Origin of the sequence: Lysobacter spongiicola DSM 21749, from assembly GCF_900167055.1 — a bacterium.
GTDB lineage: Bacteria > Pseudomonadota > Gammaproteobacteria > Xanthomonadales > Xanthomonadaceae > Novilysobacter > Novilysobacter spongiicola.
In genome coordinates this window covers 172401-184014 of the sequence record NZ_FUXP01000001.1, presented here as the reverse complement: position 1 = coordinate 184014, position 11614 = coordinate 172401, and the positions used below count along the sequence as shown (strand labels likewise).

The 11614-nt window shown below is 66.3% G+C and carries 12 protein-coding genes; 3 read left to right on the top strand and 9 right to left on the bottom strand.

Annotated features, from left to right (window positions below; genetic code table 11):
* Positions 1-23 precede the first annotated feature (23 nt).
* The 9 genes from B5D37_RS00915 to cmk all read right to left on the bottom strand — a co-directional run bounded on the left by B5D37_RS00915 (position 24) and on the right by cmk (position 9662).
* Complete coding sequence (locus B5D37_RS00915) at positions 24-1319, bottom strand: NAD(P)/FAD-dependent oxidoreductase (protein WP_078756838.1); 1296 nt, start codon at positions 1317-1319, stop codon at positions 24-26.
* Between the two features lie 46 nt (positions 1320-1365).
* Positions 1366-2265 carry a UTP--glucose-1-phosphate uridylyltransferase GalU gene (gene galU, locus B5D37_RS00910; RefSeq protein ID WP_078756837.1) on the bottom strand — a complete coding sequence of 300 codons (900 nt, stop codon included), beginning with the start codon at positions 2263-2265 and terminating at the stop codon, positions 1366-1368.
* Complete coding sequence (locus tag B5D37_RS00905) at positions 2265-4178, bottom strand: polysaccharide biosynthesis protein (protein ID WP_078756836.1); 1914 nt, start codon at positions 4176-4178, stop codon at positions 2265-2267. The genes galU and B5D37_RS00905 overlap by 1 nt, the downstream gene beginning before the upstream one ends.
* 3 nt (positions 4179-4181) lie before the next feature.
* On the bottom strand, positions 4182-5003 hold the full coding sequence (locus tag B5D37_RS00900) for an MraY family glycosyltransferase (RefSeq protein WP_159447317.1): 822 nt from the start codon (positions 5001-5003) through the stop codon (positions 4182-4184).
* A gap of 163 nt (positions 5004-5166) precedes the next feature.
* Complete coding sequence (lapB, locus tag B5D37_RS00895; RefSeq protein WP_078756834.1) at positions 5167-6345, bottom strand: lipopolysaccharide assembly protein LapB; 1179 nt, start codon at positions 6343-6345, stop codon at positions 5167-5169.
* 3 nt (positions 6346-6348) lie between these two features.
* On the bottom strand, positions 6349-6612 hold the full coding sequence (locus B5D37_RS00890; RefSeq protein WP_078756833.1) for a LapA family protein: 264 nt from the start codon (positions 6610-6612) through the stop codon (positions 6349-6351).
* 94 nt (positions 6613-6706) lie between these two features.
* Positions 6707-7009 (bottom strand): integration host factor subunit beta, encoded by a 303-nt coding sequence (locus tag B5D37_RS00885; protein ID WP_078756832.1) that lies wholly within the window; start codon positions 7007-7009, stop codon positions 6707-6709.
* A 99-nt stretch (positions 7010-7108) separates the two neighbouring features.
* Positions 7109-8800: a 30S ribosomal protein S1 gene (gene rpsA / locus B5D37_RS00880; RefSeq protein WP_078756831.1), complete on the bottom strand. Its 1692-nt coding sequence runs from the start codon at positions 8798-8800 to the stop codon at positions 7109-7111.
* 175 nt (positions 8801-8975) lie between these two features.
* Positions 8976-9662 carry a (d)CMP kinase gene (cmk, locus tag B5D37_RS00875; protein WP_078756830.1) on the bottom strand — a complete coding sequence of 229 codons (687 nt, stop codon included), beginning with the start codon at positions 9660-9662 and terminating at the stop codon, positions 8976-8978.
* A 152-nt stretch (positions 9663-9814) separates the two neighbouring features.
* On the opposite strand from cmk, the gene ykgO reads away from it, so the two are divergent.
* The 3 genes from ykgO to B5D37_RS00860 all read left to right on the top strand — a co-directional run bounded on the left by ykgO (position 9815) and on the right by B5D37_RS00860 (position 11546).
* Positions 9815-9940 carry a type B 50S ribosomal protein L36 gene (gene ykgO / locus B5D37_RS00870; RefSeq protein ID WP_036206164.1) on the top strand — a complete coding sequence of 42 codons (126 nt, stop codon included), beginning with the start codon at positions 9815-9817 and terminating at the stop codon, positions 9938-9940.
* A 184-nt stretch (positions 9941-10124) separates the two neighbouring features.
* Positions 10125-10457 (top strand): hypothetical protein, encoded by a 333-nt coding sequence (locus B5D37_RS00865; RefSeq protein WP_078756829.1) that lies wholly within the window; start codon positions 10125-10127, stop codon positions 10455-10457.
* Between the two features lie 39 nt (positions 10458-10496).
* Positions 10497-11546, top strand: a complete 1050-nt coding sequence (locus B5D37_RS00860) for an agmatine deiminase family protein (protein WP_078756828.1) — start codon at positions 10497-10499, stop codon at positions 11544-11546.
* Positions 11547-11614 lie beyond the last annotated feature (68 nt).

Here is an 11614-nt window from a genome sequence, read left to right as displayed (position 1 = left end):
CGTAGCAACCCCTGGAACGGCCCTCAATGGGCCGTTCTTTTTTCTTCGGCGACCGCTTTCAGTCCGTCCTTCGCCTGTGCCCACCAGTAGGCCAGTTGGGCACCGATGTATCCCACCGGCTTGAACGCCGACTGCAGACCGAATCCCGAGAGCTCCCGCCAACGTTCGTCGCCCTCGGCGATTCCGGCGGCCACAAGCTCGCCGGCAAAGGTGGTCGGCGCCACCCCATGGCCGCCGAAAGCCTGGGCCAGCCACAATCCCGGCTCGATCATCCCGACCTGGGGCATCTGGTGGCGGGCGTAGCTCATCAGGCCGGACCAGGCATGTTCGATACGCACGCCTTCCAGTTGCGGAAAAACCTTCAGCATGTCGCGGTACAGCAGGCGCTTGACGGCCTCGGGCGATCGATCCCGCACCGAAATGCGCCCACCCCAGAGCAGTCGCGAATCGACCATCGGCCGGTAGTAGTCGAATGCGAAACGGGTGTCGTAGACGGCAGCACGCGAGCCGAGCACCGCCGCCATCCGGGCACCCAGTGGCTCGGTGGCCATGGCGTAGGTCGCGATCGGGAGTACGGCGGCGTCGACCTGCTTCCTCAGTCCGGCGAGATAGCCCCCACAGGCAAGCACGACATGCCTGGCACGCACCTCGCCGGACGGGGTCCGTATCCTCCACCCTGCTCCATCGGGCTCCAGCCCGACGGCCGGCGTGTTCTCGTGGATCGAAACGCCCGCCATTTCCGCAACGGCGGCGATGCCGCGGGCGTACTTCAACGGATGGAAGTGGAACGCGTCGCGCTCGAACAGTCCCTCGCTGTAGCGTTCGGTATTGATCCGGTCGCGCAGCTCGGTGCGTGACAGCCATTCCCACCGGACACCGAAGTGCTCCGACAGCAGCGCCTGCCGATCCCGCAATATCCGGCTGTCGCGGAACCAATTGGCCCACACCACGCCGGCGTCTACGAGCTCGCAATCAATCGCCATCGCCTGGCTGCGATGCCGGATGAGCGAGACGGCGTCGAGGGTGCCGCGATACAGGGCCCGGGCACGATGCGGCCCGAGCTCCCTCAGGAGCATCGCCTCGTCCAGCGAAAAACCGCCGAAGACGAAACCGCCGTTCCTGCCGGAAGCCCCGTGGCCGATTCGGCGTGCCTCGAGCAGCGCGACGCTGACAGCGCCACGCTCGACCAGCCCGATCGCCGTGTTCAGCCCGGCGAAACCGCCGCCAACGATGCAGACGTCCACGTCGTGCCGCCCTGAGAGCGATGGGCGCGCAGGCGCATCGGGTCGGTGCGTGGCGTCGTAGTAGGTATCAGCCATCACGCCAGTCAGCCGTGGCCGACCGGCGCTGTCAACCGGAGCGCGCCTACTCGAGCTCGGTCACGCCCATCTCCTTCAGGGCGTCCTGCATCAACCCCTGGGCGGCTTCACTCAGCTTTTCGTGATCGAGTGCGTAGCGGATCGTCGCTTCGATCAGGCCCAGGTGGGTACCGCAGTCGAACCGGGTGCCCTGGAAGCGGAACGCATTCACCGGCTCTTCCGCCAGCAGCGATGCGATGGCATCGGTGAGCTGGATCTCCCCGCCCGCCCCCGGATCAGTACGCTCCAGGAAATCGAAGATGCGGGGGCTGAGCACGTAGCGCCCGACCACTGCGAGCGTGGTGGGCGCATCGGCCGGTTGTGGCTTCTCGACGATCGCGCTGATCCTGCCCTGGCGATTGGCGAAATCCTCGGTCGCGACGATGCCGTAGCTCGCCGTCTTCTCGCGTGGCACGTCCTGCACGGCGATCATGCTCGCACCGCTGGCTTCCGCCGCGTCCGCCATCTGCTTGAGCGCGCCCGGTCCGCGGTTCCAGATCAGGTCGTCTGGCAGCATCACGGCAAAAGGTTCATTTCCGATCACTGGTTTGGCACACAGGACGGCGTGGCCAAGACCCAGAGCCTCCGTCTGGGTCACGAACACCGCCCGCACGCCCTTCGGCAGGACATTGCGGATCAGTTCGAGCTGCTCCAGCTTGCCGGCACTCTCCAGCTTCTGTTCGAGCTCGTAGGCCTTGTCGAAGTAGTCGGCGACCGCGTGCTTGTAGCGATTGGTCACGAACACGAGGGTTTCGCATCCGGCCTCGATTGCCTCGTCCACCGCGTACTGGATCAGCGGCCGGTCGATGATCGGCAGCATCTCCTTGGGGACGGTCTTGGTGGCGGGGAGGAACCGGGTGCCGAGGCCGGCGACGGGAAATACGGCGGTACGGATTCTTGCTGGCATCAAAGCTTCCTGGCGGTGCGTGACGGGAAAGCCACGACGGTGGGGGAATCCTCCTTGATCGGAGCATGCTGCCCGACAGGCTGGAACTCCGGGACCGCCTGGCGCAGCAACTGGGCCAGCGCTTCGCGGTCGTATCGTTGTGAAGCCTCGCGCAGCTTCCGCAAGGAGGCGTGGATCTGCTCCGCATCGACCGCGCGCGGCTCCGCCTGCAGGATCTTCGGATGGGCGGTGGCGCGGTAGCGCTCGTCGGCATGGAACAGGGTTTCGTGCAACTTCTCGCCGGGCCGGAGCCCGGTATAGGCGATCGAAATATCACGCCCCGGCTGCTTGCCGGCGAGGCGGATCATCTGTTCGGCCAGCAGGCGGATGGGCACCGCTTCGCCCATGTCGAGGGTATAGACGGCCTCGTGGGACCCGATGGCGGAAGCCTGGAGGATCAACTGGCACGCTTCCGGGATCGTCATGAAGAAGCGGGTCACCTCGGGGTCTGTCACCGTCACCGGTCCGCCGGCGCGGATCTGTTTCCGGAACAGCGGCACCACGCTGCCGGCTGAATCCAGCACGTTGCCGAACCTCACCGTCACGAACCGGGTGCCGCGCTGGTCCGCCAGGGACTGGCAGAGCATTTCCGCAAGGCGCTTGGTGGCGCCGAGCACGTTGCCCGGATCGACCGCCTTGTCGGTGGAAATGAGCACGAACGTGCCAATTCCCGACTGGTGGCAGGCACGTGCAACCGTCTCGGTCGCCAGCACGTTGTTCCGGATCGCCTCGCGCAGCTGGGTTTCCAGCAGCGGTACCTGCTTGTACGCAGCGGCGTGGAACACGGCTTCGGGTTGCGCGGCGCCGATGGCGTACTCGATTACCGCGGTGTCGCCGCAGTCGCCCAGTACCGGAATGAACTCGAGATCGGGGAAGTCGCGCTTAAGGCTCGCCTCGGTGGTCACCAGCGCCAGCTCATCGATCTCCACCAGCGCGATGCGGCGGGCACCGTGGCGCGCGCACTGCCGGCACAGCTCGGACCCGATGGAGCCGCCGGCGCCCGTCACCAGTACCGACCGGGCGCCCAGCCACGATCGGATCGCCTTCCAGTCGGGCAGGACCGGCTGCCTGCCGAGCAGGTCCTCGATCGCGACTTCCTTCAGCTCGCCCGGCAGCGAACGTCCTTCAAGGACATCGCTCAGGCGCGGCACCATGCGGAACGGAATGCCCGAGCGTTCGCATGACGCCACAACACGGCGCATGGCATCCGCATTCGCGGAGGGCATGGCGATCACCAGCAACCGTGCGGCAGTCTCCCGGGCGATCTCGGCGACATCCTCCACCCTTCCCAGGACAGGCACGCCCTGCACCTTGCTGCCCCGCAACCGCGAGGCATCGTCAAGGAAGCCCACCGGCTGATAGGTGCCGAACCGCCGCAGGTCGCGGACGAGGGCCTCGCCGGCGTGTCCTGCGCCGAGGATCAGGATCCGAACGGAGGTGCCGCCGCCCCGCTCCATCCGGCTGTCCTTCCAGGCCCGGTACAGGAGCCGGGGGGCTCCAAGGACGCCCATCAGGACGAGCGGGTACAGCACCAGGACGGTGCGCGAGACGAGATCGAGCCTGTTGTACAGGAACAGGCCCAGCACCACCGCGAACAGGCCGAGCGCACACGCCTTGAAAATGTTCCAGAGGTCCGGGACGCTCGCGAACCGCCACAGTCCCCGGTAGAGGCCGACCTGCCAGAACACCAGCCCCTGCGCGAGCAATACCAGGGCGATCTCGGTCGACCACCACGGCATTTCCGGAGGGCTCTGCATCACGCCGAAACGCAGACGGTGCAGGCCCTGCCAAACCAGCCACACCATCGCCAGGTCGTGCAGCACCACCGCGACCCGCGGTATGCCTCCGGACCACCGATCCCGCCACTGCTTCATCTTCTATCCCTGTAAATGGCGCACGGCACGATGGTCGGCGCGTTGCAGCCACCACCACGCCAGAACGGCGGATGCATACCAGAGCACACAGGCCGGTAGCAGCCATGATTCCGGCAGGCCGGCAGCGGCGAACATCGCCAGCATCCCGGCAGCGGTCCATGCTGCATATGCCAACGTGACGACCGCGTGGCCTCCACGACGCGCCCAGGCCTGGTACGCGTGCTGGACGTGCGGGGTCCACCAACGCTCGCCACGAACCACGCGTCGAATCAGCGTCAACCCCGCATCCACCAGGAATGCCGACAGCGGGAGCAGCAACCAACCGGACTTCAAGCCGCCAACGCCCACGGCCGTGGTGGCAAGCGCGGCGATTGCAAAACCGATCGCGCCACTGCCGCCGTCGCCGAGGAAGATCCGGGCGCGCGGGAAATTGTAAGGCAGGAAACCGGCCGACGCAGCCGCAAGCGCAACCGCCACCATCCCCCAGGTGCCCCCGAGGGCGAGTCCGAGCGCCACCGAGAGCAGCAACGCCTGGCTCGAAGCAATTCCATTGATGCCATCCATGAAGTTCCACACGTTGGTCAGCACCAACGTCGAAACGAGGGCGATCAGGCCAACCCACGGGTCGGAGAACACGACGAATGCAGTGGCGGCAAAGATGCCACTGGCGACGACATGTACCGCCAGGCGAGACCACGGAGAAAGCGGCCGATGGTCATCCAACAGCCCGACACCGGCAACAAGGCCGATGGATGCAGAAAGCGCGAGCAGCAACTGCCGCTGCGAGGGATCCTTCCAGGCGAGCGAGAGGGTCGCCACCAGCATTGCAGCCACGATCGCCATGCCGCCTCCCCGGGGCGTCGCCACGACATGGCTTCGCCGCTCACCGGGGTGATCGAGCAGGTCCCGCTGCAATGCATACCGCCGGGCCAGCCACGTACCGACGACGCCGATCGCTGCATGCAGGATGAGCCAGACCAGCACGCGATCAGACGACGGCGTAGTTCAGGAGTGGCTTGATGGTGCCCCACTCCTTGCAGCTCGGGCACTGCCAATGATGGCTCCGGGCGCCGAAACCGCAGCGGCCGCACCTGTAACTGGGATTACGCACCAGCAGCTGGTCGGTGATGTGCTTGAGGTCGTCCAGCGTCGCCGCCGGGTCGGCACCCTCCGCCAGCGTGAGGTCGATCAATGCCGCCTCGCCGCGCACGGATGGACGATCCTTGAGTTCCTTGGCCAGGTAGGCGCGGGCAGACGCGACGCCTTCGGTCTGCTCGACCATCCGGGTCAAGGCCAGCACGGGCGCGATGCCGCGATAGTGTTCGCACATCTCCGACAGGAATGCCCGTGCACCGGGGCCATCGCCAACCCGCTCATAGCTGGAGAGCAGCGCGGGCATGACCTCGGGCAGGTAGTCGGGATCGTGGCGGGCCACGCGCTCGAACGCACGGATCGCGCCGGCATCGTTGCCAGCCTCGACTTCGATCCGTCCTTCCAGCATCCCTGCACGGACCGAGTTCGCGTCGGCCTGGTAGGCGCGCGCAACCGCTGCCCGGGCAGCGGCGGCATCGCCGGCGGCGCGGTGTCGGTCGGCCAGTTCGCACTCGAACTGGGCGATCAGCTTCCCCATGGGTTCGCCGGTCGCCGCCTCGTAGCGCTGGGCGTTCTCGATCGCCTTGTCCCAGTCACGCTCGGCCTGGTAGATGTTGATGAGGTGGCGCAGCGCCAAGGGCGCGCGCATGTCCAGGTTGACCAGGTCGCTGAACACGGTCTCGGCCCGGTCCAGCAGGCCCGACCGCATGTAGTCCTCGCCGAGCGCAAGCAGGGCCTGCACCTTCTGCTGGTCGCTCAGGCCGGGGCGTTGGACCAGGGCCTGGTGGAGCCGGATGGCACGGTCGACCTCGCCACGGCGGCGGAACAGGTGCCCGAGCGCGACCTGGGTCTCGAAGGTGTCCTTGTCCAGTTCCGCGATGTGCAGGAACAGCTCGATGGCCTTGTCCGGCTGCTCGTTGAGCAGGTAGTTGAGGCCGCGGAAATACGTGGTCGACAGCCGGCTGACCTGGGTGGTGCTGTGGCGTTCACCGCCCCGGCGCCCCACGACCCAGCCGCTGACGGCCGCGATCGGCAACAGGAGGAAGAACCAGAACCACTCGCTTATGAATGCCACGGTTCAGTTCCCCGAACGGGTTTCCGGCGCAGTCTGCTGTCGCTCGGCCCGCGCCAGGCGCCGGCGCAGCGGCAGTACCAGGCTGGCACTGATGGCCAGACCGCCGGCGAGTACGCCGATCAGGAGCGCGACCAGCAAGGCAATGCCGAGGTTGGTAGGCAGGTGGGCAAAGCCCAGGTCGATGGAGACCGGCTGCCGGTTGAGCGCGCCGACGATCGCGCCCAGTGCAAGGCAGGCGAACGCGAACAGGTAACGGATCACACGCATGACGGCCTCCCGGGCACTCCTTGCAAGACGGCTAGCTTACCGGGCGTCATCAGCGACACAACCAGAAGCGGGGTAAAGCGGTTGCAACGGGGTGTCAGTCGGACTCGTCGACCGGCATCGCGTTGCTGACCCGTTCGCGCAATTCCTTGCCGGGCTTGAAATGGGGCACATGCTTGCCCGGCAAAGCGACGGACTCACCCGTTTTCGGGTTCCGGCCGAGGCGCGGCGGGCGGTAGTGCAGGGAAAAACTGCCGAACCCGCGCACTTCGATGCGCTCCCCTTGTGCGAGGGAGCCTCCCATCATTTCCAGCAGCGACTTCACGGCCAGATCCACGTCCTCGGCCTTCAGGTGGGCCTGGCGCTGGGCAAGGATCTCGATGAGCTCTGACTTGGTCATGGGATGCCGGTACTCGGATAGCAGACAGAGGAACGGCCCGGCCAAGGCCGGGCCGTTCCTGGTTACAGCTTCGCGACGTGCTTAAAGCAACGCTGCGACTTACTCGGACTTGTTGCTGTTCAGCTGTTCGCGCAGCAGCGCGCCCAGCTTGGTGGTGCCGCTGGCTGCGTCGGCGCTGGCCCGGTTGTAATCGGACACGGCCTCCTGCATCTCGGCCTCGTCCTTGGCCTTGATCGACAGCTGCATGCTGCGGCCCTTGCGGTCCATACCGATGAAGCGGGCTTCGATCTCGTCACCGACCTTCAGGTGCTTGGTGGCGTCGTCGACGCGCTCCTTGGCGATGTCGCGGGCAGCCACGTAGCCTTCGATGCCATCGGCCAGCTCGATCGTCGCGCCCTTGGCGTCGACTTCCTTGACCGTACCGGTGACGATCGAGCCACGGGTGTTCGACGCCATGTACTGGCCGAACGGATCCTGCTCCATCTGCTTCACGCCGAGGCTGATGCGCTCGCGCTCCGGGTCCACTGCCAGGACGACGGCTTCGAGCGTGTCGCCCTTCTTGTAGTTGCGGACCACGTCTTCGCCGGTGGTGTTCCAGCTGATGTCGGACAGGTGGACCAGGCCGTCGATGCCGCCGTCCAGGCCGATGAAGATGCCGAAGTCGGTGATCGACTTGATCTGGCCTTCCACCTTGTCGCCCTTCTTGTGCAGCACGGCGAAGGTCTCCCACGGATTGCTGGTGACCTGCTTCATGCCCAGCGAGATGCGGCGACGCTCCTCGTCCACGTCCAGCACCATGACCTGGACCTCGTCACCGACCTGCACGATCTTGGACGGGTTGACGTTCTTGTTGGTCCAGTCCATCTCGGAGACGTGCACCAGGCCTTCGACGCCCGGCTCGATCTCGACGAACGCGCCGTAATCGGTGACGTTGGAGACCTTGCCGAACACGCGGGTGTCGGCCGGATAACGGCGTGCGATGTTGTCCCACGGATCCTCGCCCAGCTGCTTGAGGCCCAGGCTGACGCGGTTGCGCTCGCGGTCGTACTTGAGCACGCGGACGTCCAGCTCCTGGCCGACTTCCACCACCTCGGACGGATGGCGCACGCGCTTCCAGGCCATGTCGGTGATGTGCAGCAGGCCGTCGATGCCGCCCAGGTCCACGAACGCGCCGTAATCGGTGAGGTTCTTGACCACGCCCTTCAGGATCGCGCCCTCGACCAGCTTCTCCATCAGCTGCTCGCGCTCTTCCGAGTGCTCGCTCTCGACCACCGCACGGCGGGAGACGACGATGTTGTTGCGCTTGCGGTCCAGCTTGATCAGCTTGAACTCGAGCTCCTTGCCTTCCAGGTAGGTCGAGTCGCGCACCGGGCGCACGTCGACCAGGGAGCCCGGCAGGAAGCCGCGGACGTCCTTGATGTCGACGGTGAAACCACCCTTGACCTTGCCGCTGATACGGCCGGTGATGGTCTCGTTCTTCTCGAGCGCTTCTTCCAGCTCGTCCCACACCATGGCGCGCTTGGCCTTCTCGCGCGACAGTACGGTCTCGCCGAAGCCGTTCTCGATGGCGTCGAGGGCAACCTTCACCTGGTCGCCCACGCCGACGTCGATTTCGCCGTCGTCGTTACGGAACTGTTCGATCGGCACGATGCCTTCGGACTTCAGGCCGGCGTTGATCACCACCACGTCGCCACGGACCTCGACGACGGTACCGGTGACGATGGCACCCGGCTTCAGCTTGGCGAGGTACGCCTCGCTCTGTTCGAACAGTTCGGCAAATGATTCGGTCATTGGAAAATTTATCCGGTTGAACACACGGGCCGCACCGGCTGTCATCGTTCCCCGAAAGGGGGTAACGCAAGCAGCACGTGGTCGACCCACCCGTTATGTGGTGCGATGGAACTGCACCATGTGTCGGTTGGTTGATCCGCCGCGGTATTGCGACGGGGCTATCCGCTGCGGCCGATCAGGCCCCGGTTGCGGGCAGCAAGGCCAGCACCCGCTCGACCACCTCGTCGATGCCGATCCCGGTGGTATCGATGCGGACGGCGTCATCGGCCGGTCGCAAGGGCGCCACCGCGCGACTGGCATCGCGGGCGTCACGGGCAAGAATCTCCCGCAGCAGACCAGCCAATGTAACGGAAACTCCCTTGTCCTTCAACTGGTTATAGCGCCTCTCCGCCCGCTCCTCCGCGCTGGCCGTCAGGAACACCTTGTAAGGGGCGTCGGGGAAGATGACCGTACCCATGTCCCTGCCGTCGGCAACCAGGCCCGGGGGTTGGCGGAAAGCGCGCTGGCGATCCTTGAGGGCGGCCCTGACCTCCGGGATCGCGGCAATCGCCGAGGCCGCCGCGCCGGCCGTTTCGGTCCGCAGCTCCAGGGTGGCGTCCGAGCCGTTGACGAGGACGTGCAGGTCCTCGCCCTGCTCACGGAAGCTGACCTCGGTATCGAAGGTGCAGCGGACCAGTGCGGCGGGGTCGGCAAGGTCGATGTCGCCCCAGCCGGCGGCGACCCCCACCGCGCGATAGAGCGCGCCCGAATCCAGGTAGTGCCAGCCCAGGCGCCGCGCCACCAGGCGGCTGATGGTGCCCTTTCCGGAGCCGGAGGGGCCGTCGATGGTGAGGACGGGTGCGGGGTCGGTCGTCGTATTCATCCTGCCATTATGATGTGCAGGCGCCGATTCCGTCGCCGTCCCCCGGGGCCATCACAGCGGAATCGTACGCTGCGGTCCGCAAACACTTGATGTGCCTGCGGAAAGCCTGCATAATCGCGGGCTTGCTCATTTTCCTGTTGCCGAGGTCTGTCATGAAGGTCCTGTCCTCCCTGAAGTCGGCGAAGAACCGTCACCGCGACTGCAAAGTCGTCCGCCGTCGTGGCAAGGTCTTCGTGATCTGCAAGTCGAACCCGCGTTTCAAGGCGCGCCAGCGCTGAGCTACGCGGGCGCTTCGTGCGCCCAGTTGTCCGGAAGGCCGCCCAAGGGCGGCTTTCTGCGTTTGGGCGGCTGCAAGTGCCCGCCCAGTGACCTGCTTTCGGGGTCTGCGACCGCCATTGCTGCCGGTCGCGACGCCTTGTGCTTACAATCGCCGCCTCACTTAATGGAATGGGGAATGGGGAAATGACCAACAAATCGGGTGCCCTCGCGCTTTCGCTGCTCGTCCTGCTCACCGTTCCGGCAGTTGCCGCCGCCGAAACCCTGCTGGTCGAACGGGTCCAACAGGAAAGTGGCAACGTCCCCGTGCGCGGCCAGGCGATGTCGGACGTGGAAGCACGCTTTGGCGCCCCGGCCCAGCGACTCGATCCCCGTGGCGGCCAGAAGCGCCAGTGGCCGACGATTAACCGCTGGGTCTACCCCGGATTCACCGTCTACTTCGAAAAGAACCGGGTGATCGACGTGGTGGTCAACCAGGCCCACGCCGCCGAAGTCGGCCCCAAGCCGCCCATCCTCTGACAGCACCCTGACGAGCATCTCCTCCTGAAAAGCACTGCCTTGACCGACTCTTCCAGCCCGACGAGCGGGTTCCACTTTCCCGCGGAATGGGAACCACAGTCCGCGATCCTGCTGGCCTGGCCACACCCCGGCACCGACTGGGCCGACCGGCTCGCAGGCGTGGAGGACACCTACATCGCACTGGTGGCGGCCATCACCCGCTTCCAGGATGCCGTTGTCTGCGTGGCCGACGAGAATGTACAGGCCTACGCACGGGCGCGTTTGGCGTCGGCGCGGGTGGACATGGAGCGGGTACGGTTCGTCGAGGTCCCCTACGACGACACCTGGCTGCGCGATTCCGGCCCGATCACGCTGCGTGGTCCCGAGGGGTTCCGCCTGCTCGACTTCAGGTTCACCGGCTGGGGCGGCAAGTTCGAGGCGGGCCTGGACGACCGGCTGGTGGAGGCCCTGTCCGAAGGCGGAGTGTTCAACGACGGCAAGCGCCAGGACATCGATTTCGCGCTCGAGGGCGGTGCCATAGAGACCGACGGCGAAGGCACGCTCCTGACCACCTACCGCTGCCTCGCCGAGCGCCACCCCGATGCATCGCGGGAGGAGCTGTCCAGGCGACTCGGCGGATGGCTGGCGCAGGACCGGGTGTTGTGGCTTGACCACGGCTACCTGGAAGGCGACGACACCGACGCCCACATCGACACGCTTGCCCGCTTCGCCGCCGCGGACGCCATCGTCTACCAGGCCTGCGACGACGCCACCGACTCGCATTACGACGAACTCCAGGCGATGGCAAAGGAGCTGGCCGCACTTCGCACCCGCGATGGCGCCCCGTACCGCCTGTTCCCCCTGCCCTGGCCGGAACCCGTGCTGGATGAGGGGCGTCGACTGGCGGCGAGCTACGCGAACTTCCTGATCATCAATGGCGCGGTGTTGATGCCGGCCTATGGCGACCCTGCGGACGCGGGCGCCGCTGCCGTGCTGGCCGAGGCCTTCCCGGGCCGGGAGATCGTGCCGGTGCCCTGCCGGCCACTGATCTGGCAGAACGGCAGCCTGCACTGCATCACCATGCAGTTGCCTGCCGGCGCCCTGGCCTGACCCATCGGTTTGATGGGCTGGCGACAGCCGCCGTGCCATCGTTGCCCTTTCCTCCTCCCGGCCGTCGC

Bases quoted from the DNA above. Each gene is read 5' to 3' on its own strand.
- cmk (WP_078756830.1), bottom strand. From the start codon at position 9,662: ATGAATACGACGACCGACCCCGCACCCGTCCTCACCATCGACGGCCCC.
- galU (WP_078756837.1), bottom strand. From the start codon at position 2,265: ATGCCAGCAAGAATCCGTACCGCCGTATTTCCCGTCGCCGGCCTCGGC.
- B5D37_RS00885 (WP_078756832.1), bottom strand. From the start codon at position 7,009: ATGACCAAGTCAGAGCTCATCGAGATCCTTGCCCAGCGCCAGGCCCAC.
- B5D37_RS00915 (WP_078756838.1), bottom strand. From the start codon at position 1,319: ATGGCTGATACCTACTACGACGCCACGCACCGACCCGATGCGCCTGCG.
- ykgO (WP_036206164.1), top strand. From the start codon at position 9,815: ATGAAGGTCCTGTCCTCCCTGAAGTCGGCGAAGAACCGTCACCGCGAC.
- B5D37_RS00900 (WP_159447317.1), bottom strand. From the start codon at position 5,003: ATGCTGGTGGCGACCCTCTCGCTCGCCTGGAAGGATCCCTCGCAGCGG.
- rpsA (WP_078756831.1), bottom strand. From the start codon at position 8,800: ATGACCGAATCATTTGCCGAACTGTTCGAACAGAGCGAGGCGTACCTC.
- B5D37_RS00865 (WP_078756829.1), top strand. From the start codon at position 10,125: ATGACCAACAAATCGGGTGCCCTCGCGCTTTCGCTGCTCGTCCTGCTC.
- B5D37_RS00905 (WP_078756836.1), bottom strand. From the start codon at position 4,178: ATGAAGCAGTGGCGGGATCGGTGGTCCGGAGGCATACCGCGGGTCGCG.
- B5D37_RS00890 (WP_078756833.1), bottom strand. From the start codon at position 6,612: ATGCGTGTGATCCGTTACCTGTTCGCGTTCGCCTGCCTTGCACTGGGC.